24 protein-coding genes and 1 pseudogene are annotated in these 19,014 nt (G+C 68.7%); 5 read left to right on the top strand and 20 right to left on the bottom strand.

The window, feature by feature from the left end:
* Positions 1 to 77 precede the first annotated feature (77 nt).
* The 4 genes from icd to HY049_00720 all read left to right on the top strand — a co-directional run bounded on the left by icd (position 78) and on the right by HY049_00720 (position 3,525).
* On the top strand, positions 78 to 1,322 hold the full coding sequence (gene icd / locus HY049_00735; GenBank protein ID MBI3447434.1) for an isocitrate dehydrogenase (NADP(+)): 1,245 nt from the start codon (positions 78 to 80) through the stop codon (positions 1,320 to 1,322).
* 17 nt (positions 1,323 to 1,339) lie between these two features.
* Positions 1,340 to 2,266 carry a malate dehydrogenase gene (gene mdh / locus HY049_00730; protein ID MBI3447433.1) on the top strand — a complete coding sequence of 309 codons (927 nt, stop codon included), beginning with the start codon at positions 1,340 to 1,342 and terminating at the stop codon, positions 2,264 to 2,266.
* Between the two features lie 66 nt (positions 2,267 to 2,332).
* A complete protein-coding gene (locus HY049_00725) occupies positions 2,333 to 2,929 on the top strand; it encodes a sigma-70 family RNA polymerase sigma factor (GenBank protein MBI3447432.1) in 597 nt (198 codons plus the stop codon).
* Positions 2,926 to 3,525 carry a cupin domain-containing protein gene (locus HY049_00720; protein ID MBI3447431.1) on the top strand — a complete coding sequence of 200 codons (600 nt, stop codon included), beginning with the start codon at positions 2,926 to 2,928 and terminating at the stop codon, positions 3,523 to 3,525. Before HY049_00725 ends, HY049_00720 begins: the two co-directional genes overlap by 4 nt.
* A gap of 21 nt (positions 3,526 to 3,546) precedes the next feature.
* Here HY049_00720 and HY049_00715 read toward each other — a convergent pair whose 3' ends face one another.
* From HY049_00715 to dacB, 14 genes and pseudogenes are all read right to left on the bottom strand, one after another.
* A complete protein-coding gene (locus HY049_00715) occupies positions 3,547 to 4,389 on the bottom strand; it encodes an RNA polymerase sigma factor (GenBank protein ID MBI3447430.1) in 843 nt (280 codons plus the stop codon).
* The gene (locus tag HY049_00710) at positions 4,382 to 4,789 is read right to left on the bottom strand and encodes an SRPBCC family protein (protein MBI3447429.1); all 408 of its coding nucleotides are present in this window, start codon (positions 4,787 to 4,789) and stop codon (positions 4,382 to 4,384) included. Before HY049_00710 ends, HY049_00715 begins: the two co-directional genes overlap by 8 nt.
* 71 nt (positions 4,790 to 4,860) lie before the next feature.
* A complete protein-coding gene (locus HY049_00705; GenBank protein ID MBI3447428.1) occupies positions 4,861 to 5,661 on the bottom strand; it encodes a class I SAM-dependent methyltransferase in 801 nt (266 codons plus the stop codon).
* A 29-nt stretch (positions 5,662 to 5,690) separates the two neighbouring features.
* Positions 5,691 to 6,410 carry a hypothetical protein gene (locus HY049_00700; GenBank protein ID MBI3447427.1) on the bottom strand — a complete coding sequence of 240 codons (720 nt, stop codon included), beginning with the start codon at positions 6,408 to 6,410 and terminating at the stop codon, positions 5,691 to 5,693.
* An 87-nt stretch (positions 6,411 to 6,497) separates the two neighbouring features.
* Entirely contained in the window at positions 6,498 to 7,163 is a 666-nt protein-coding gene (locus tag HY049_00695) for a CPBP family intramembrane metalloprotease (protein ID MBI3447426.1), read from the bottom strand.
* 9 nt (positions 7,164 to 7,172) lie between these two features.
* Positions 7,173 to 7,502 (bottom strand): DHCW motif cupin fold protein, encoded by a 330-nt coding sequence (locus tag HY049_00690; GenBank protein MBI3447425.1) that lies wholly within the window; start codon positions 7,500 to 7,502, stop codon positions 7,173 to 7,175.
* A gap of 27 nt (positions 7,503 to 7,529) precedes the next feature.
* Positions 7,530 to 8,141: a nitroreductase family protein gene (locus HY049_00685; protein MBI3447424.1), complete on the bottom strand. Its 612-nt coding sequence runs from the start codon at positions 8,139 to 8,141 to the stop codon at positions 7,530 to 7,532.
* Between the two features lie 88 nt (positions 8,142 to 8,229).
* Positions 8,230 to 8,493, bottom strand: a complete 264-nt coding sequence (locus tag HY049_00680) for a type II toxin-antitoxin system HicB family antitoxin (GenBank protein MBI3447423.1) — start codon at positions 8,491 to 8,493, stop codon at positions 8,230 to 8,232.
* Between the two features lie 8 nt (positions 8,494 to 8,501).
* Positions 8,502 to 9,614: an exo-alpha-sialidase gene (locus HY049_00675; GenBank protein MBI3447422.1), complete on the bottom strand. Its 1,113-nt coding sequence runs from the start codon at positions 9,612 to 9,614 to the stop codon at positions 8,502 to 8,504.
* Positions 9,615 to 9,617: 3 nt separating this feature from the next.
* Entirely contained in the window at positions 9,618 to 9,905 is a 288-nt protein-coding gene (locus HY049_00670) for a MoaD/ThiS family protein (GenBank protein ID MBI3447421.1), read from the bottom strand.
* Between the two features lie 43 nt (positions 9,906 to 9,948).
* Positions 9,949 to 10,428 (bottom strand): hypothetical protein, encoded by a 480-nt coding sequence (locus tag HY049_00665; GenBank protein ID MBI3447420.1) that lies wholly within the window; start codon positions 10,426 to 10,428, stop codon positions 9,949 to 9,951.
* Between the two features lie 364 nt (positions 10,429 to 10,792).
* Positions 10,793 to 11,069 (bottom strand): annotated as a pseudogene (locus HY049_00660) (BrnT family toxin).
* Positions 11,070 to 11,114: 45 nt separating this feature from the next.
* Positions 11,115 to 11,603, bottom strand: coding sequence for a hypothetical protein (locus tag HY049_00655; protein MBI3447419.1), 489 nt, complete (start codon positions 11,601 to 11,603; stop codon positions 11,115 to 11,117).
* A 41-nt stretch (positions 11,604 to 11,644) separates the two neighbouring features.
* On the bottom strand, positions 11,645 to 13,378 hold the full coding sequence (gene dacB / locus HY049_00650) for a D-alanyl-D-alanine carboxypeptidase/D-alanyl-D-alanine-endopeptidase (GenBank protein ID MBI3447418.1): 1,734 nt from the start codon (positions 13,376 to 13,378) through the stop codon (positions 11,645 to 11,647).
* On the opposite strand from dacB, the gene HY049_00645 reads away from it, so the two are divergent.
* A complete protein-coding gene (locus HY049_00645) occupies positions 13,312 to 14,448 on the top strand; it encodes an SGNH/GDSL hydrolase family protein (GenBank protein MBI3447417.1) in 1,137 nt (378 codons plus the stop codon). The two genes, dacB and HY049_00645, sit on opposite strands and share 67 nt — an antisense overlap.
* A 16-nt stretch (positions 14,449 to 14,464) precedes the next feature.
* Here the strand turns inward: HY049_00645 and HY049_00640 are convergent, their stop codons facing one another.
* From HY049_00640 to HY049_00615, 6 genes are read right to left on the bottom strand one after another with little or no spacing between them, the layout of a single operon-like run.
* Positions 14,465 to 15,436 (bottom strand): MBL fold metallo-hydrolase, encoded by a 972-nt coding sequence (locus HY049_00640; GenBank protein ID MBI3447416.1) that lies wholly within the window; start codon positions 15,434 to 15,436, stop codon positions 14,465 to 14,467.
* A gap of 23 nt (positions 15,437 to 15,459) precedes the next feature.
* Positions 15,460 to 15,981 (bottom strand): hypothetical protein, encoded by a 522-nt coding sequence (locus HY049_00635; GenBank protein MBI3447415.1) that lies wholly within the window; start codon positions 15,979 to 15,981, stop codon positions 15,460 to 15,462.
* A 56-nt stretch (positions 15,982 to 16,037) separates the two neighbouring features.
* Positions 16,038 to 16,325 (bottom strand): hypothetical protein, encoded by a 288-nt coding sequence (locus HY049_00630; protein MBI3447414.1) that lies wholly within the window; start codon positions 16,323 to 16,325, stop codon positions 16,038 to 16,040.
* A gap of 32 nt (positions 16,326 to 16,357) precedes the next feature.
* Positions 16,358 to 17,404 carry a cysteine synthase family protein gene (locus tag HY049_00625; GenBank protein MBI3447413.1) on the bottom strand — a complete coding sequence of 349 codons (1,047 nt, stop codon included), beginning with the start codon at positions 17,402 to 17,404 and terminating at the stop codon, positions 16,358 to 16,360.
* Positions 17,405 to 17,415: 11 nt separating this feature from the next.
* Positions 17,416 to 18,234 (bottom strand): methyltransferase domain-containing protein, encoded by an 819-nt coding sequence (locus HY049_00620; protein MBI3447412.1) that lies wholly within the window; start codon positions 18,232 to 18,234, stop codon positions 17,416 to 17,418.
* A 19-nt stretch (positions 18,235 to 18,253) separates the two neighbouring features.
* Complete coding sequence (locus HY049_00615) at positions 18,254 to 19,009, bottom strand: methyltransferase domain-containing protein (GenBank protein MBI3447411.1); 756 nt, start codon at positions 19,007 to 19,009, stop codon at positions 18,254 to 18,256.
* Positions 19,010 to 19,014: the final 5 nt, after the last annotated feature.

The raw sequence follows: 19,014 nt of genomic DNA, 5'->3' as shown, positions 1-19,014 counted from the left end.
TACCGATTTCGGGGAGTGGTAGAGTTCGACATCCGTCCCGCCGGAAAGCCCGCTTCGCACGGAGATACTCCGCCGCCATGAGATTCGACAAGATATCACCGCCCGCTGGAGGCGAAAGAATCGAGCACCGGAACCGCCGCCTCGTCGTCCCCGACCACCCCATCATCCCCTACATCGAGGGGGATGGTGTGGGCCCCGACATCTGGGCCGCCGCGTCGAGGGTCTTCGACGCCGCCGTGAAGAGCGCCTACTCGGGGGCCCGCTCGATCGCCTGGTTCGAGATCTTCGCCGGGGAGAAGGCGGTGGCGAAGTACGGCGAGATCCTCCCGAAAGACACCTTCGAGGCGGTGAGGCAGCACCTCGTCGCCATCAAGGGGCCGCTGACGACGCCGGTGGGGGGCGGCTTCCGCTCCCTCAACGTGACGCTGCGCCTCGAGCTGAGCCTCTACGCCTGCATCCGCCCCGTCAGGTACTTCCGCGGCGTCCCGAGCCCCGTGCTCCATCCCGAGTACCTCGACGTCGTCCTCTTCCGCGAGAACACCGAGGACGTCTACGCCGGCATCGAGTGGAAGGAGGGGACCGACGAGGCGCGCAAGGTCATCGCCTTCCTGTCGCGCGAGATGGGGAAGTCGATCCCGGCCGACTCCGGAATCGGCGTGAAGCCGATCAGCCGCACGGCGAGCCAGCGCCTCATCCGGCGCGCCCTCCAGTACGCCCTCGATCGCGGGAAGAGCAGCGTGACGCTCGTCCACAAGGGGAACATCCAGAAGTTCACGGAGGGGGCCTTCCGCGACTGGGGGTACCAGCTCGCCGCGACCGAGTTCAAGGATCGCGTCGTGACCGAATCCGACCTCGAGTCGGCGCACGGCGGGAAGCTTCCGAAGGGGACGATTCTCCTCAAGGACCGGATCGCCGACGCGATGTTCCAGCAGGTCCTGCTCCGCCCGAAGGAGTACAGCGTCCTCGCCACCCCGAACCTGAACGGCGACTACCTGAGCGACGCCTGCGCCGCGCAGGTCGGAGGCCTGGGGATGGCGCCCGGCGCGAACATGAGCGACGAGATCGCCTTCTTCGAGGCGACGCACGGCTCGGCGCCGAAGTACACGGGGCAGGACAAAATCAACCCGGGTTCGGTGATCCTCTCCGGCGTCATGATGCTCGAGCACCTCGGGTGGCAGGAGGCGGCCGATCTCGTCACGCGGTCGCTCGAGGAGACGATCCTCGCGAAGACCGTCACGTACGATCTCGCCCGGCAGATGGAGGGAGCGCAGGAAGTGAGCTGCTCCCGCTTCGCCGACGAGATCATCAGGCGAATCGGCTGAACAAGGAGAATCCGGAGATGCGCTACAAGGTCACCGTGGTCGGCGCCGGCAACGTCGGCGCCACGGCAGCCCAGAGGATCGCCCAGAAGGGTTACGCCGACGTCGTGCTCGTGGACATCATCGAGGGGGTCCCGCAGGGGAAGGCGCTCGACCTCATGCAGTCCGGGCCGGTCGAGGGGTACGACGTCAGGATCACAGGCTCGAACGGCTACGACGAGACGGCGGGCTCCGACGTCGTCGTCATCACGGCGGGGCTCGCGCGCAAGCCCGGCATGAGCCGCGACGATCTCCTCCTCAAGAACCAGGAGATTGTGGGGGGCGTCACGCGCGAGGTCGCGAAGCGGTCGCCGAAGTCGATCCTCGTCGTCGTGAGCAACCCGCTCGACGCGATGGCCCAGGTCGCGAAGGTCGTCTCGGGCTTTCCGCGCGAGAGGGTCGTCGGCATGGCCGGCATCCTCGACTCCGCGAGGTTCCGCACCTTCATCGCGATGGAGATGAACATCTCGTCCGACAACGTCCAGGCGCTGGTCCTCGGGGGGCACGGCGACACGATGGTGCCGCTCCCGCGCTTCACGACCGTCGCCGGCGTCCCGATCACCGAGCTCCTGACGAAGGAGGTCATCGCGCGCCTCGTGAAGCGGACGCAGGAGGGGGGGGCCGAGATCGTCTCCTACCTCAAGACGGGGAGCGCCTACTACGCCCCGTCGGCCGCGGTCGTCGAGATGGTGGATTCAATCCTCACCGACCGGAAGAAGATCCTCCCGTGCGCCGCGTACCTTCAAGGGGAGTACGGGATCAAGGGCCTCTTCTGCGGCGTCCCGGTCAAGCTCGGGGCGGGCGGCGTCGAGAAGATCCTCGAGCTGCCGCTGAACGCCGACGAGAGGGGGATGCTCGAGAAGTCCGCGGCGTCGGTGAGGGAGCTGGTGGGGATCATGAAGATCTGAAAAAAGTCGATCAGGAATCAATCCGGGGGCTGCCCCCCCGCCGTAACCTCTTTCATGGAGCTGCGCTTGGTCACCGCCGAGGCCGGACCCCTGGCACCACCCCCCGACCCCCTCGCCCCCCTCATCTCCCGGATCGCCTCGGGAAGCGAGCAGGCCCTGGGGGCCCTGTACGATGCCACCAGCTCGAGGGTCTTCGGCCTCACGCTGAAGATCCTGCGGGACAGGCCGGCGGCGGAGGAGGCGACCATCGACGTTTACGCCCAGGTGTGGCGAGAGGCATCCCGCTTCGACCTCCGCCGGGGAAGCGCGCTCGCGTGGCTCCTCAACCTGGCGCGGTCGCGGGCCATCGACATCTATCGCTCGCGCTCCCGCCAATCGGGGCCCGAAGAGCCTCTCGTCGACATCCTTCACATCGCCGACCCGAGCCCGGGGCCGGAGTCGGCGTCGCTCGAGATGGAGAGAGCCCGGAACGTGCGCGCGGCGCTGCGCTCTCTCCCGCCGGAGCAGCGGCGGGCTGTCGAGGCGGCCTACTTCTCCGGGATGAGCCACTCGGAGGTCGCCGAGGCCCTCGGGGAGCCTCTCGGGACCGTCAAGACGAGAATCCGCGCCGCCCTCGCAACTCTGCGCCGCGCCCTGGTCGCGTCGGATAGGGGAATCGCATGACGCCGTCTCGACACGATCTCGACCATCTCGACGATGTCCAGAAAGACCTCGCCGCGCTCCACGCCCTCGGCGCGCTCGATCCCGAAGAGGAGGCATCGTTTCAGGAGCACCTCGCGCTCTGCGACGCCTGCCGGGCCGAGGTGGGCGGCGTCGAGGCGGCGCTCCGGGACCTCCCGCTCGCCGCCCCCGAGGTGGCGCCGCCGGCATCGCTCCGCGCGCGGGTCGTGGAGAGAATTCAGCAGGCGAAGCAAAGCGACGTCGTCTTCGCCCTCGCCCGCGACGCCGTCTGGACGCCCACAGGCATCGACGGCATCGAGACGCGCCGCCTCTTCCACGACGAGGCCGACGATCGCATGACCATGCTCGTCCGCATGGCCGCCGGGACGACCTACCCCGGCCACCGGCACACCGAGGACGAGGACTGCTACGTCATCGAAGGGGACCTCACCCTGAACGAAGTGAAGCTGAAGGGGGGAGACTACGTCCGGGCGAACGCCGGAAGTCTCCACCGCATCGTCTCGACCGAGAAGGGGTGCCTCCTCCTCATCGTGGCGTCGGCCCACGACGAGCTGATCGGCGACGGCCCGGCGGCGTAAGGCGGATCCGGCGGCGCGACATCACTCGAGCGTCTTCCTCAACCAGGAGACGAACCCCTCGGAGGGCTGCGGCTCCGTGTGGCATCTGTAGAGCGCGGCCGCTCGCCGGGTCTCCTCGAGCGCCCGGATTTTCACCAGCACCTGCGGGAAGCGCTTCGCCTGATCGAGTGACGACGCGAAGAGCAGCTTCGCGGGATCGACGCGGCCGAGATCGATCGCGGTCGCGACGCGCCGGCGACATCGGCACGCGCTGTCCGGGTTGACCAGACCGCAGCGCGCGGTCATGAACGACGTGATGCTCGCCCGCGCCCGGGACAGCCGCTTGCGAAAGGCCGCCTTGGAGATCTCGAGCACCTCCGCGGCCTCCCGGTGATCCAGCTCGACGATCTCCCCGAGGATGTACGCCATCCGATGGCCGCGATCGAGACAGAGGAGCATCGCGAGCGTGCACCCTATCTTGACCTCCTCCAGGAGCAGCGCCTCGTCGACGCCGGGTTCGGTGCGCAGCGGGTCGTCCCTGAGCCCCCGGCCCAGATCTTCGCCGAAGGCGTCGAAGCTCGTCGCACGCTCCTCCATCCGCTGCCTTCGAAGCGTCAGCAGGGTGTTGGACGCAAGACGATAGACCCAGGTCGTGAAGGCGCTGTCGCCGCGGAAGCCCGCAAGCCCTGTGATGACCCGCACGAGGATCTCCTGCGTCGCGTCCTCGGCGTCCTGCGGGTGCCAGAGGAACCGGACCGCCAGAGCGTGCACGTCGCGCTGCACGGCGCGGACCACCGATTCCAGGGCGTCGCGATCTCCACCCCGGGCCCGGGCCACGTCGGCCTCCAGGTCCGGATGCCTCGGCGCGGGTCGACTCTCAGCCATGGTCCTCGAGGATCGCCTTGAGCCTTCGGAGCTCTTCGGCGAGCGTCTGCGACTGAGCCTCGAGCGCCCCCTCGAGGCGCTCCAGCGGGACCGGTGGCGGCGTGAGGACGAAGCAGTAGACGCAGTGGTCCCGGTCGATCGCCACGAGGCGCGAGAAGGCGGTCGCAACGCTCCGATCGGGGAAGACCATGCGCCAGTCGATCGTCCCGTGCTCGGGCGAAGCCGACACCTTCAACTCGATCGCGACCTCTCCGGCCGGCGTTCGCAGGACCGCCCGGCCGGGGCTGACGGATGCGAAGGCGCTCGTCCACCTCGGCAACTGCGCCGGATCGGCGATGAACTCCAGCGCCGTGGCACGGGGGACGGAAAGCTCGATGGCCTGCACGTCGAAGCGTTTCATGAGGGTTCTCCTTTCCACCCTCTTGGACTCCCCGAAGGGGCCACGTGTGACCGGCGGCGCGCGTCACGAGGTCAGTGCGATTTCCTCGCGACCAGCGTGTTCGGCCGCAGCGAGCCGAAGGTGATGAGTCCGAGGGCCGCGCCGACGAGCCGGGACTCCGTCAGCCGGGCCTCGCCGCAGCCGCTCGACGCGAACGCCCGCGCGTACTCGCCGTGGTGCCGGATGTCCGAGATGATCGCGTGCCCTCCCGGCTTCAGCACGCGCGCGACCTCGCGAATCGCCTTCTCGCGGTCTTCGGCCTTGTAGAGGTTGTGGATCGCCGCGCAGGACGTCACGACGTCGAAGGAGCGATCGCGGAAGGGAAGAGACCGCATGTCGGCGGTCTGGACGTAAACGCGATCTCCCACACCCTCGAGCTGCGCGTTCCGCACCGTCGCCGACGGTCGGTTGCCGGAGAGGTCCTCCGCCTGCCAGAGGTCGATCCCGAACGCCGCGCCGCTCTTCAGTCTCCTCGCCGCGCCGACGAGGACCACCCCGCGGCCGCACCCGACGTCGAGCACCCGCTCGTCGCCGCGCCATGAGACGTTGTCGAGCAGCCTCTCGCGCTCGCGCGCCTTCCCGACCTTGCTCGACCAGAGCATCCAGACCGCCATGGCGGCGCAGCCGATGCCGGGTCCGAGGCCTAAGCCCACGAGCGGGAGGCGGAGCGTGACGACCCCGAACAGGTTTCCAACCCATTCCTTCGGGAGGAGGCCCACCAGCGCGCCCGTCCCGACGAGCAGCCCCGCCGCCCCGACGATCGCCATGTTCCGCACGACACCCGGGGCGTCGAGGCCGTAGTCGGGGGCGGCGGCTGGCTGCTCTGTCGTCACGCCGTCATTCTACCCGAGGCGCGTCTCGATCACCTCGCGGTGCTGGCGATGCGCTGGGCCATCGGGACGTTCCGGCGCTCGCGGCGGCTTCCCACCGGCGGCCTCGACCGGTAGTTGATCTTCTCGGCCGTCACCTGGGTCCACCCCGACCCCGATCGGACATCGTAGACGCCGATGTACCCGCCTTTGACGAGCTTGAAGGGCTTCGAGATCTTCTTCGTGTGGTCGAACTGCGTCCCGGTCTTCCGGAACGATTCGAACCACGCAGGGTAGACGAAGTCGGAGACGAGGACCCCGTTGATCTTGTAGCCGAACGGCTCCGCCTCGCATGCGTCGCAGACCTCGTAGGCGTAGAGGCGCCCGCCCGCCGTCGTCTCGTCGAAGACCGTGAGGTTGATGCTCGGGTCGGCGAGCATCTCGAGCAGCTCGTGGCTCGCCGTGCAGCTCCACTGCTCGCCGTAATCGAGGTCGGTCCTGGCGAAGACCTTCCCGAGGGGGAGGCCGGCTTTCGTGACGTCGTGGTACCCGAGGGCGCCGGCCTGATCGGAGTTGTCGAGGATGACGAGCCACCACTCGCCGGCGGCCGGCTTCGATCCCTTCGGGACGTACCGCAGGTCCGCGTCGATCCCCCACGCGGGGGCGAAGTCGCGCGTCACCTGCGTCTGAAGCGCGGCGACGACCTTCTGGACGAGCTTCGCGTCGGTGACGACGGTGCTGGCGTTGACGACGGCAATCTTGATGTTGGCCATCGGGAATCTCCTCTTCGAAGGGTGGTGCCGGCCATGCTACGCAGAATAGGAAGCATTGGCAAGTCCGTGGAAAGGGAGGGATTGTGCTCAGCCGAAGACGAGGTGGGCGACGGCGGGCTCGAGGCCCAGATAGATCACGGCGACCGCGGTCAGGTCGAAGGCGGCGTGCGCGACGATGACCGGCCAGAGGCACCCGGTCACCGAGTACATCGTGCCGAAGACGAGACCGGTGATGATCGCCTGCTCCACGCCGGCGATCCCCTGCTCCTTGAAGTGAAGGCTTGCGAAAAAAGCCGAGGTGAGGATAACGATCGCGATCCGCGCGCCGGCGCCGCGTCCCATCAGCTTCCCGAGCCGCTCGAAGAGAAACCCCCGGAAGAGCGTCTCCTCCCCGAACCCGGCGACGAAGATCATGGTGAGGACCATCCCCGGGAGCGCCGCGGTGTTCCCCTCGAGGAAATGGTACGCCGGGTTGACGGCAGGGGCGCCGAGGAGGGGCATCACGATCGCCTTCAGCGCGATCTTCAACGCAGCACCGAAGGCGACGCCGCGGGCGATCGTCAGCCACCAGCTCTTCGGCCGGAGGTATCCGACGTCGCGCCACGGCGTGCGCGACCGATGGGTCCACGCGAGCGCGAGGAGGGCTCCGAGGGGCGGGACGATCTGGCCGGCCAGAACGACCAGCATCGAGAGGACGCCCGCCGCTCCGAAGCCGCGGAGCTTCTCGGCGAAGGGGTCGGGCGCGGAGGCCAAGGCGTTTCCCTAGTCCACCACGAAGAGCCGGGCTCCGGTCTCGGTCCGTGATCGGTGCGGCGCGACATCGTCGGCCACCTGGTAGCTCATCCCCTCGGTGAGCGTCACCACGCGGCCGTCCTCGAGCTCAGTGATCAGCTCCCCTTCGAGCACGAGGATCACGTGCCCCCGGCGGCACCAGTGATCGGCGAGATACCCCGCGCTGTACTCGATGATGCGCACTCGGACGTCGCCGGCCTCGACTGTGCGCCAGACGGCCGTGCCGGTTTCACCCGGATACGTCACCGGCGGCACGGCCTTCCAGTCGGTGGTCGTGAAAGGGAGGTTGCCGAACCGCATGGCCATCGGATCTTCGGTGACGCCCGCTCAGACGAACGTCGCGATCTCCTCGATCGGCTTCTTCGTGATCGCCGGCACCATGGCCCCCTCGGCCGGGTAGCCCGTCACGAGAATGAGGAACGGCCGCTCGTGCGACGGCCGCCCGAGGATCTCGTTCAGGAACCCCATCGGGCTCGGCGTGTGCGTGAGGGAGGCGAGCCCGGCGTGGTGGAGGGCCGTGATGAGGATTCCTGTCGCGATGCCGACCGACTCCTGGGCGTAGTAGTGCTTCACCTTCCGGCCGTCCGGAAGCACCCCGAACCCCTGGGCGAAGATCACGATCAGGTACGGTGCGATCTCGAGGAAGGGCTTGTTCTCGTCGGTCCCGAGCGGGGCGAGGGCGTCGAGCCACTCCTGCGGCGCCGTGCCGTGGTAGAACGCATGTTCTTCCGCCTCGGCTCCGAGGCGGATCCTCCGCTTGATCGCGGGGTCGTGGACGGCGACGAAGTGCCACGGCTGCATGTTCGCGCCGTTGGGGGCCGTTCCCGCCGCGCGCAGGCAACTCTCGATGACCTCGCGCGGAACCGGCCGGTCGGAGAAATCCCGCACCGTTCGCCGCCGCCGGACCTCCGCGTAGAACTCCTCCGCGCGCCGCTTCATGACGTCAGGCGGGTACTCCTGGTAGCCGGCGAGCGGCACGAACGTGGGTTGTGGCACGGTGCCTCAGTGTCGCCGCGCGCCTCGACGATCAGGCCGCGACCTGGACAGTGGCGTAGAAATCCACCTGGCGCGTCGTCTTCCGCGGGACGACGGTTCGATGGCGGGGACGGGGTGGCCGAACTCCGTCCGCTCGCATGCCGCGGAGATGAAGCTCGATGGCGCCCTGAATGCGTCGCAGCGCGGCGTCGATCGTCTTCCCCGTCGCCACGCATCCGGGCAGATCGGGAACCGACGCGCCCCAATCGCTTCCGGGATCCTTGTTGATCCGAACCAGGTAGGTCAGCGTTCGCATCCCAGAACTCACACCACCGCCACCTTCACGCAGTTGACCGGAGGGAGCGAGTCGAAGAGGCAGTCCCACTTCTCGCCGCCGTCGCGGCCGATCCAGACCTGGCCGGTCGTCGTGCCGAAGTAGAGGGCCGGAGTCTTCGTCTCGTCGATGTCCATCCCGTCGCGCAGCACCGTGAAGAAGGACTCTTTCTTCGGGAAGCCCTTCGCGAGCCTCTTCCAGGATCCGCCGCCGTTCTCGCTGCGCCAGACCGCTGGGGCGCCGTCGGGGCAGGTCCGGGTCGCCCCCACGTGCGGCACGACGTAGACGGTGTCGGGATCGTGCGGGTGGACGGCGATCGGAAAGCCGAAGTCCGACGGGAGCCCCTTCGCGATCGAGCGCCACGACTTCCCGTAATCGTCGCTCCGGAGGACGCCGATGTCGGGGCGTTTCCCGCCGGGCCCCTCCCAGTCGGCCCAGCCGCCGTGGTTCTGCATGTACATGCGCCCCGGTGCCGCCTTGGGGGCGACGATCTTGTGCACGCACTGGCCGAACTCGGGGTACGGGTCGGGGTTGAAGCCGGCGCCGACCCCCTTGTTCGACGCGGTGAAGGTCTTCCCGCCGTCCTCGCTCAGGTAGTGGCCACCGGTCGAGATGCCGAGGTGCACGCGATTCCCGGAGCGAACGATCGTGTGCAGGCACAGTCCGCCGTTGCCGGGCTGCCACTTGCGGGCGTGATCGTGGTTGCTGATCCCCTCGACCATCTCCCACGTGTCGCCGCCGTCCCCGCTCCGGAAGAGAGACGCCGGCTCGACGCCGCACCACAGGTCGTTCTTCCCGTCGCCGGGCTCGAGAGACCAGATGTTGGCGAGGGCGCGGCCGTCCTCTTTCGGAAACGCCGGGGCCGACTTCGTCTCCTTGAACTTCTTCCCGAGGTCGGTCGAGACGAGGACCTTCATGCCGAAGAAGGGGTTGCAGCTCGAGGCGTAGATGCGGGGCTTGCCGCGTGTGTCGATGAGCGTCGAGTAGACGGCGACTCCCTGCCCGAACGGCCCTCTCAGCGCGAAGCGTCCGCGGGCCTTCGACGACTCGGCGACGAACACACCTTTCTTGGTCCCGATGGTGAGGATCACTTTCTCCGGCATGGGTCAGCCTCCTGAGACGGCCGGCAGGACGTTGAGGGTGTCCCCCGGCGCGAGCGCGGTTTCGAGTCCTTCGAGATCGCGGATGTGGTCGGTGTTGACGAAGAGGTTGATGTGGCGCCGCACGGCCCCGGTCTCGTCGCAGATGCTGCGGTGCAGGTTCGGGTGGGCGCGCTCGAGCTCGTCGAGGGCGGCCTTCACGCTCGGCACGGTGAGCGCGAGCTCGTCGGCGCCGTCGCAGCAGACGTGGAGCCCGCCGGGGACGCTGACGGTGACGGTCAGGGCGCGGGCCATGGCCGAGGATAGCGCGAGGGGTGGGGAGGTGTCAGCAGGGATTTTAGCGGGACGAGCGGCGGTACCGGAGGGCTGCCCGCCTCAACCCGGCGAGGAATTTTGCCCATCGAGGGGCCCATGGCTCGACCCGGAGCGTCCCGTTCTTCAAGTGCTCAAGCGTGATCCGGACGCAAGGGAGCCTTTGATACTCTTTCAGCACGCGCCTGCCGAGCCCGATCGCGGCTTTCGTGCGTCCAAGGGCGTGGAGGCATTCGAGCTGCTCGGTGCAAATGAACTCGATCTCGTTCCGGTCGGCGACGGCACGTGCCGCCCGCCCGGCGTGCTGGAGCAATGTCCACGCGGTCCGGAAGTCGCCGTGAGCCTTGAACAACGACACCGCGTGCCGGACTACCTCGGGGTCACGGGGGTACCGCGTCAGGAGATACCTGAGAAGGCGCTCGAGTTCCTCCCAGCGCTCCAGGCAAGCGAGCGCATTGGCCTTCGTGAGGAGAAACATCTGCTCGTATGCGGCGATCGTGTCCAAGCAACGATTCGTGTGGCGAAGTGCGAGGCCGAAGTTTCCTTTGAAGGCGAACTGATACCGGATCCAGTCCTGTGAACTGTCCAGATGTTCTGGAGGCGCTCGACTCTAGCGCCGGGAGCCGGATGCCTTGCGCGCACCGTTCACCCGTCGCCTGGCGCGCGGCTGCTTCGAAAACCGCTTCGCTGCGGTGAGGGCGGCGCGCAGCATCTGATTCACGGCGTCGTCGGATGGGAAGGCCGTCGCCAGATCGGGTTCAAGAACGACGAGGTTCGAGTCGGCCCGCAGTCGCTTGGCGTACTTACCCCGGACCCCGCCTTTCATGGAAGCGAAGTCGTACTCGGGTCGCATTCCGTTCGAAGATGATCTACGCGCCCTCTTCATAGAATCTCCGTTCGCGCCTAGTGGCCGCTCTCGCGCTGATGATGCGGACCGCGTTTGCTTCCTCTGTGTGGGAGACGACCAGGAGCCGTTGTCTTCTGGACATTCCTATCGTGAGAAACCGCCGCTCGCGGTAGGAATGTTCACTGTCAGTGATAGGTGGTCGAAAGCGGATCAGGGAAGACCGAAGCTGCTTCGTAGAAGTCCACCCGGTGTTTTCGGAGGTTGGCCGCCGCCTTGGCTGGATCCCACGTGACAATCACGGATCGAGTATACCGCGGACGTCAGCTCGGCCTGAACGCGGCCCCTTACTCCCCGCCTCGCTCGAAGAACTCCTCCAGCCGGCGGATGCACTCCGAGATCGCCGTGGCCGGCGTCGGGCCGACGATCGACTCGTCGAGGTGAAACTGCAGGATGAGGACCCTCGACCCGTCCGCGCGGTAAAGGAACGGGAAGGCCTGGAACCGCCCCTCGCCGATCGTGTCGCAGAAGATGTCCACCTTGCGCCCCGCGATGTGGAGGGTGCTGCGTCCCGTCATGATCGACGCGATCCCCTCTGGAGAGCGACGATCCAGGAAATCGAGCGCCTCCTTGATCGTCGACTCCTCCGCCGCCTGGGACGAGACGCCGTGCCCCTTGAAGATCTTGAGCTGGCCGTCGTGATTGAATGGGTCGGAGACGAAGACGAAGCACAGATGGCGATCGGCGGCGAGGCGGGCGGAGTGCACCACCACCTCGAAACCGCGGACCTTGATCTGCCTTCCCCCGGAGAGGGATGGCGCAGGGAGAGGGCTCATCGCAAGCCGAATCTACGGCCGGCCCCGGGGACGGTCAAACCCTACCCCCCCTGGGCGGCGGGGGGTGGGGAGGACGGCAGATCCGGCGGGATCGGCGCGCTGACGAGCGCCGAGCAGAAGCGATCGGCGGCGTGGATGACGTCGCCGAGCCCCTCTCCCGCGGCGTTCACCACGATGGAGAACACAAAGAGGCGCCCCGCATCGTTCCACGCATATCCCGACAACGACGACACGCCATTGATGAACCCCGTCTTCGCGCGGATCTTCCGGGTCGCGGAGCTCGAGGTCATGCGGTGATCGAGCGTCCCGTCGACGCCGCCGATAGGAAGGGAGGCCATGAACTCGGGGGCGGCGTGGAAGTCGTTGCGGGTCGCGAGGAGGAGGCGCGCCAGCATGTTCGCCGACACGCGGTTGTCGGGGCTCAATCCCGAGCCGTCGGCCTGCACCAGCCCCGTCGAGGCGATGCCGAGCGTGTCGAAGTATCGGCGCACCGCGTTCGCCCCCTTCTCGGCCGTCCCCGGGGCGCCCCCCCTCTCGGCGCCGATCGTCCGCAGGATCGACTCGGCCATGAAGTTGTTGCTCTCCTTGTTCATGTCCTGGATCAGGTCGGCGAGCGGCTTCGACTCGTGGACCCACAGAAAATGGGAGCCGTGCGGGACGAGCCCTTCGCGGGGCGGGCCGGTGACGGTGATCCCCTCGGCGGCGAGGGCGTCCTTGAACGTGGTGACGGCGTAGAGGGTCGGCTCCTCGACGCACCTGTAGGTCGTGACGGGGGCGCCGGGGGGGATGCGCCCTTCGACGTGGATGATGTTCTGCTGGCCGTCCCACTGGCGGCCGACCCTCAGGTCCATCGCGCCGGGGGCGGTCACGGCGCGGTTCATCACCTTGAAGTACGACGGGTAGGGTTCGAGGTAGACGTCGGGGGCGCGCCCCGGCGCGGTCGGCGTGACGGTGATCGCGACCGAGCTGTAGAAGGACGAGAGGGCGCTGATCGGGGCGTTGTACGGGTTGTCGACGACCGGGGAGGGCCATCGCGGCCCGCGCCGCACGTCGTCGAAGTACGAGTCGTCGCCGATGACGCTCCCCTCGACGCGCGTGATCCCCATGATCCGGAGGCGCCGCGCGATCCCCCACCACTCCTCGCCGACGAGTCCGGGGTTTCCGCCCCCCTTGATGAAGAGATCGCCGCGCACGATCCCCGAGGAATCCGGGGGGCTCGACGTGTAGAAGGAGGTCTTGAACCGGAACTCGGGGCCGAGGAGTCCGACGGCCGTGGCCGACGTGACGATCTTCATGTTCGAGGCGGGCTTCAGGAGGAGATCGGGCTCGAGCGAGAAGACGCTCTGCCCCGAGTCGGCGTCGAGGACCTGGATTGACGTGCGCGCCGACGAGAAGGGGCGGCTCTCGGCGATCTTCCGGAGGGCGTCCGCCAGGTCCGCGTCGCGCGAGGACCTCGAGGACCTCGGAGGCGGCGGCGTGGCGGGCTTCGGGGCGCGCTTGCCGCGAGGCGCTGCGTCAGCCTGCGGCAGCGCGCCGGCGATGAGCAGGAGGGCGAGCGCGAGACGGCGCGGGTTTCGGACGATCGAGTGCGTGGCCGGCCTCCTTGATCGCGCGGGGCGAACGCCTGCGGCGTCCCGCGGGCGAAACTCAGCATAGAACTCCCGCCCCTTCGGAGCGAGTGGAATCTTCGGGTAAAATGCGCCTCGCCATGACGCCGCGCCACCGATCCTGCCTCGGGAACATCGCCCTCCTCGCCCTCTCGGTCGCGGCCACATGCGCCGTCGGCGAAATCGTCCTCCGGTACTTCCGGCCGCAGCCCCTCGAGGCGGTCTACATGTGGCCCGACGGCACCCTCCGGCACATCCCGTCGTTCTCGCACACCTACGCCCGCGGCGAGTTCGCGAGCGTGGCGAGATTCAACGCCCAGGGGCTCCGGGGCCCCGAGATCCCGGCGCGGAGAGAGCCGGCGCGGCTGCGCACGATTGTCCTCGGCGACTCGTTCGTCGAGGGGGCGCAGGTCGAGGAGGACGAGATCCTGACGACACGCCTCGAGAGGCTCAGCGGCTCGCCGCCTCGCCTCGAGGTGATCAACGCCGGGGTCGCCGGGACGGGGACGAGCGAGGAGCTCATCCTCTTCGATCGCGCGCTCGCGCCGTTGAAACCCGACCTCGTCCTCCTCGGCTGGTACCCGAACGACGTGCGCAACAACGCCGACCGAAAACTGTTCCGGATCGTCGATGGGCAGGCGATCGCCGCGCGCGAGCCGTCCCTCCCGAAGGTGCGCCTCGTCTACGACCTCCGGAAGTTCTTCGCCTCGCGCTCGCACCTCTACATGCTCGTGAAGCAGGCGGTGGATGCCGCCACCGAGGAGGACCCTGTCGAGCGGCGCGCCGGCAAGGCGGCGGCCCCCGCGCTGAACGCCGCCGCACCTCTCGAGGCCGAGGAGGTTTTCGAGCGCAAGCCGTCTCAGCTCGTGGCCGGCGGATGGGATCTCTCGCTCGCCCTCCTCAGCGCGATGAAGCACCACGTCGAGGCGGGTGGGGCGCGCTTCGTCCTCGTCGTCTTTCCGAGCCGCTTCCAGGTGGACGACGCGCTGTGGCGGGCCCAGGCGGCGAGAATCGGCGTGGACCCCGCGACCTTCGATCTCGGCAAGCCGCAGCGCCTGCTGGCGGAGTGGGGGAAGAGCACGGGGACGCCGGTCATCGATCTTCTCGACGAGTTCCGCCGGCGGAACGTGTCGAACACGTTCTACTTGAAGACCGACGCCCACTGGAACCCGCTGGGGCACCAGCTCGCGGCGGAGACGATCGCGAAGGGGCTGAGGGAACTCGGGGTGTTGGAGTAGGCGGCCCGTCCGGCCGTTACCTCGCGAGGAGGCGCGGGTCGATCCCCTTGCCCGTCGTGTACGAGGCCCCAACGGCGCCGACGACCGCGGTCTTGCGCGTGAGCCCGGCTCCCTCCCGGAGCCGGAAGAGCGCCTCGATGCCGGTGCAGTGCGCGCCGAGAATGCTCAGGACGTGCAGCTCACGCAGCTTCGCCCCGGTCCAGGCGAGCGTCGCGTCGTCGGCCGGGAAGAGATGGAATCCTCCGATCGCCGCCTGGATCGGCCCAGTCCGGATGCGGCGCTGCGCGTACTCGAGGGTGTTGACGATCCCCGCGTGGGCGCACCCCGACACGACCACGAGCCCGCCGTCGGCGTCTGCGACGAGCGCCTGATCCTCGGGGATGTCGTCGTCCTTCGGCCCCGAGGGGGTCGGGATCTGCGCGTGCCCCGAGACGTTGTGCTCGGGGTAGGTCCTCGGCACGGGCCCGGTGAGCCAGACTCCGGGGAAGATCTCCACGGGCCCCGCGCCCTCCTCGAAGCGCCCGCCGGTCGCCTCGAATTCGGAGCGAAGGGCGATCATCGAGTTGGCCTCGCGATCGCTTCCCGGATCGCGGCGGCTCAGGAAGATCCCCGTCGCCACGTGCGCCCGTGAGAGAGCCGCCGAGTTCACCTTCGACAGCTCGCGCCGCAGCGCGAGGAGGCCGCCGGTGTGATCGTCGTGGTAGTGGCTCAGCACGACGTCGGTGATGCCCGAAAGATCGATCCCCAGCTCTCGGGCGTTCGTCATGACGGTGTTCGGGCGCGCACCGGTGTCGTAGAGAATTCTGTGCCCGTCCGCCTCCACAAGCGCCGAGAAGCCCCACTCGCCGATCCCGCCGCCGGCGTCTCCCGCGAGCATCGTCGAGAGGATCGTGACCTTCACGGCGTGAACCGGAGGGGCGGTGGGCGGGGCCGCGGCGCGGGGTGACGACACGATGGTAAGGATCGCGAGGGCCGAGCCCAGAGTCATGCGCCAGGCGCGTTCGGGAGCGTTCATGACGTGGGTTCTCCGCGCATGGCCCGTTCCAGCAGATCGGTGACGCCGAGGACGGCCGCGTCTTTTCTCAATCGCTCGACGTCGAGCCGTCGATTCTGGACGCGGATGATGCCGAGAATGTCGCGCCACTGCTTGTCGGACGTCTCGCCGCCCATCCGGAACCACCGCAGTTTCTGGAGGAGGATGTCCTCCGGCGCGTAGACGTACAGAAAGCGATCGGGGTTCGCGGCGACGAGTGCCCTCCGCCGCCGTGCCAGCTGTTCGGCGTCGAGAGGGGTCCCGCCGGCGACGAACAGATCCACTTTCATGGTCGTGGCCATGTGAATGATGTTCGCGCTCGCTCGATCGTCGACGGCGCGCCGGATGACCTCGGCATCCGCGTAGAACTCGCCGCGAAGCTCGGCGACGAATCTGTCCACGACGGTTCTGGTCAGTGCGGCGACGATGTCGACGTCGACCGAGGAGCGGGGTTCCCCGTTCAACGAGCTGGCGAGCGAACCGCCAATCAAGTACACCACGTCGCAGGCCTCGAGCGCCTCCGCGACGCGCAGGGCGATCAGGATGGGCTCCGGTGTCAGGAGATCGGGGATGACAGGCCTCGCGATTCCGGGTACGCCCGGCCGGCCAGCTCGGCGCCGAGCCGGATGATGGCGAAGCGAAGGAAGATCTCCCGATCGGACGCTTCGGGGTGGCGCATTCTGATGCCGGCGAGGCACATCGTGTCGGCGGCGCGCGAGATCTCACTCACCAGGTGGAGCTTCTCGGCCGGCGACATCTGGCGCCAGAGCTCCAACTGGATCCGCTCCGCTTCTGCCGAAGTGTCCAGCGCGAGGTCGGCCGGGGAGCCCTCAGGAGAGTCCATGCGCGGGATTATATCGGCCCTTCACGCTCCTCTCACCCCTCCGGGTCCCAGCATGTCTCGCACGTGCGGTTGAAGGCGCGGAAGCCGAGGAGGGTGACGTCGGGGGTGAGGTAGCCGTCGCGGATCGGCTCGTCCTTCATGAGGTCGGTGCTCAGGTACTTCTTGTTGCTGTCCGGGAAGAGCGTGACGACGCGGGCCTCGCCGCCCATCCGATCCTGGACGCGCGCGGCGCCGAGGAAGTTCGCCCCCGACGAGATGCCGACGGCGAGGCCGCACTGCCGCGCGAGCTTCTGCGCCATCAGGATCGCGTCGCCGTCGTCCACCGCGACGACCGCGTCGAGGGCCTTGAGGTCCACGATCGGCGGGATGAACTCGTCGGAGATCCCCTGGATGCGGTGCTTCCCCACTTTGTGCCCCGTCGAGAGGGTCGGGGAGCCGGCCGGCTCGAGAGGATGGACCTTCACCTCGGGGTTCATGCGGCGCAGGAAGCGCCCCGTGCCCATCACCGTGCCGCCGGTGCCGACCCCCGCGACGAAGGCGTCGGGGACGAGGTTGCGGATCCGGAGCTGCGACCAGATCTCGGGGCCGGTGCTCTGCGCGTGAGCCTCGCTGTTGTCCTCGTTCTGGAACTGCCGCGGGAGGTAGGCGCCGGGGGTGCGCGCGGCCAGCTCCTCGGCGCGGCGGATGCTCCCGAGGAATCCCCCCTCGGCCGCGCTCACGAGGTGCACGTCGGCGCCGAACGAATGGATGAGGTCGATCCTCTCCGCGCTGAGCCAGTCGGGCATGAAGATGGCGACGGGGTGGCCGAGGGCGCGGCCGATCGCGGCGAAGGAGATGCCGGTGTTGCCGGAGGTCGCCTCCACGATCAGCGATCCCGGGCGCAGGTCCCCCTTCTCGTGCGCCGACTTCAGCACGAAGCACGCCATCCGGTCCTTCACGCTCCCCGTCATGTTGAGCGTCTCGGCCTTGGCGAAGAGGGTGCGGCGCGCGCCGCGAAAGGTGTAGTCGATGGCGAGGAGGGGCGTCTTGCCGACGAGGTTCGTCAGCCCCCGCAGGCGCTGGGCGATGTCGGAGTCGATGGGACGATCCTTCAGATGTTCGCGGGCTTGCGGGCGACGGCGTACACGACGTCGGCCTGGATCGCGCGCACGCCGTGCGCTTCAGCGTAGCGCAGATTCGCGGCCCTCACACGCTCGCGCGCCGCGGGGTCGAGCTGATCGACGGTCCCGCGGTACCCCGATCCCATCACGATGCGCCACCAGTCTCCGGGAGCCGCGATCGCGTGAGAGGCCGCCTCGGCGACGCACTCGGCCGCGTCGACGCCGGCCTCCGCGAGAAGAGCCGACAGCCCCTCGGGGTCGCTGATCCGATCCCATGGGTTGAAGCTCTTGAAGAGATCCGGGCGCTCGGCGCGGACCGACTCCCAGAAGACGCCGTTCATCGGCTCGAAGATCCCCCGGCCCCAGGTCGTGAGCGCGAGGCGGCCGCCGGGCCTCACGCGCCGCCACAGCTCGCGCACCGCCCCGGGCATGTCGGGGAGGAAGAAGATGCCGAAGACGCACACCACCGCGTCGAAGGATTCGTCGGGGACGCCGAGGTGCTCGAGATCGGCGAGGCGGAACTCGGCGCAGCGAAGGCCCCGCGACGTCGCCTTGGCGCGCGCGAGGGCGAGGAGCCTCTCGGAGATGTCGGCGCCGAGGACGTGGCCGCCGGCCCCGACGCGCTCGGCCGCGGGGAGCGCCGACGCGCCGGCGCCGCAACAGACGTCGAGGACGCGCTCCCCCGGGCGGAGATCGATCCGCTCGACCGTGCGGCGGCCGAACCGATCCCAGAAGGAGAGGGCCGGGTCGTCGAAGGTGTCGGCGGCGGCGTCGTACGTCGCCTTGGCCCTCTCCTTCGCGTCGGTCATGCGATGCCGCTCCGTCCCGCTACCGCTTGCGCGCGACGAGGACGAGGAGGGGCGACCCGACGGCGAAGGGCTCGCCGGCGACGGAGCCGAGCGTCTCCTCGACGTCGAGCCCCGCCTCGTCGAGCATCGCGCGGATCTCGCGGAGGGTGAAGACCCACTGGAGGCCAGTGCGGGTCGTCCTCTCGCCGCCCCGGATGAAGGTGTACTCGGTCTCGATGCACCCATCGCCGGGGTGGTAGGTATTCCGCTCGAGAAAGGTGATGTCGCCGACCTGCGCCCACTCGTTCGGGCGGAGGCGCGGCAGGATCGACTCCGCCGCCATCCCCGTGTCGGCGACGAAGCGCGCCCCGGGCTTCAGCGTCGAGGCGACGGCCCGGAGAAAGGAGCGCGTCTCCTCCGGATCGATGTACCCCAGGCTGTTCCCGAGGCAGCATGCGCCGTCGAACTCGGCGCGCCAAGCGAGGAAGCGCATGTCGGAGACGACGAAGGCGGCCGCCGACCCGGAGGCCGCGGCGATCTGCTTCGCCCGCGCGATCGCGCCGGCGGAGAGATCGACCCCCGTCACGTCGTGCCCCAGGGACGCCAGCTCGATCGAGTGGCGCCCCAGTCCGCACGGGACGTCGAGAACCCGGGCGCGGGCCCCGAGCCTCAGCTTCCTCGCGACGAACCCGGCCTCGGCCCGCGTGATCTCGGGTGGCACGCACGCGGCCCAGAAGTCGAGGGCGATCCCCTCGAAGAAGCTCCTGTACCAGTCCCGGTGCGCCGCAAGGGCCATCGCGC

The organism is Acidobacteriota bacterium (genome assembly GCA_016195325.1).
Taxonomy (GTDB): Bacteria; Acidobacteriota; Polarisedimenticolia; order JACPZX01; family JACPZX01; genus JACPZX01.
This window is presented reverse-complemented; position numbering and strand designations above follow the sequence as displayed.

Coding starts and splice junctions, on each gene's coding strand:
- HY049_00715 (MBI3447430.1), bottom strand. CDS start 4,389: ATGGCTGAGAGTCGACCCGCGCCGAGGCATCCGGACCTGGAGGCCGAC.
- HY049_00630 (MBI3447414.1), bottom strand. CDS start 16,325: ATGGACTCTCCTGAGGGCTCCCCGGCCGACCTCGCGCTGGACACTTCG.
- HY049_00720 (MBI3447431.1), top strand. CDS start 2,926: ATGACGCCGTCTCGACACGATCTCGACCATCTCGACGATGTCCAGAAA.
- dacB (MBI3447418.1), bottom strand. CDS start 13,378: ATGTGGCCGCGACCGAGAGGGCGAGGAGGGCGATGTTCCCGAGGCAGG.
- HY049_00670 (MBI3447421.1), bottom strand. CDS start 9,905: ATGGCCCGCGCCCTGACCGTCACCGTCAGCGTCCCCGGCGGGCTCCAC.
- HY049_00615 (MBI3447411.1), bottom strand. CDS start 19,009: ATGGCCCTTGCGGCGCACCGGGACTGGTACAGGAGCTTCTTCGAGGGG.
- HY049_00620 (MBI3447412.1), bottom strand. CDS start 18,234: ATGACCGACGCGAAGGAGAGGGCCAAGGCGACGTACGACGCCGCCGCC.
- HY049_00710 (MBI3447429.1), bottom strand. CDS start 4,789: ATGAAACGCTTCGACGTGCAGGCCATCGAGCTTTCCGTCCCCCGTGCC.
- icd (MBI3447434.1), top strand. CDS start 78: ATGAGATTCGACAAGATATCACCGCCCGCTGGAGGCGAAAGAATCGAG.
- mdh (MBI3447433.1), top strand. CDS start 1,340: ATGCGCTACAAGGTCACCGTGGTCGGCGCCGGCAACGTCGGCGCCACG.
- HY049_00685 (MBI3447424.1), bottom strand. CDS start 8,141: ATGAAGCGGCGCGCGGAGGAGTTCTACGCGGAGGTCCGGCGGCGGCGA.
- HY049_00680 (MBI3447423.1), bottom strand. CDS start 8,493: ATGCGAACGCTGACCTACCTGGTTCGGATCAACAAGGATCCCGGAAGC.
- HY049_00640 (MBI3447416.1), bottom strand. CDS start 15,436: ATGACTCTGGGCTCGGCCCTCGCGATCCTTACCATCGTGTCGTCACCC.
- HY049_00700 (MBI3447427.1), bottom strand. CDS start 6,410: ATGGCCAACATCAAGATTGCCGTCGTCAACGCCAGCACCGTCGTCACC.
- HY049_00675 (MBI3447422.1), bottom strand. CDS start 9,614: ATGCCGGAGAAAGTGATCCTCACCATCGGGACCAAGAAAGGTGTGTTC.
- HY049_00655 (MBI3447419.1), bottom strand. CDS start 11,603: ATGAGCCCTCTCCCTGCGCCATCCCTCTCCGGGGGAAGGCAGATCAAG.
- HY049_00690 (MBI3447425.1), bottom strand. CDS start 7,502: ATGCGGTTCGGCAACCTCCCTTTCACGACCACCGACTGGAAGGCCGTG.
- HY049_00645 (MBI3447417.1), top strand. CDS start 13,312: ATGACGCCGCGCCACCGATCCTGCCTCGGGAACATCGCCCTCCTCGCC.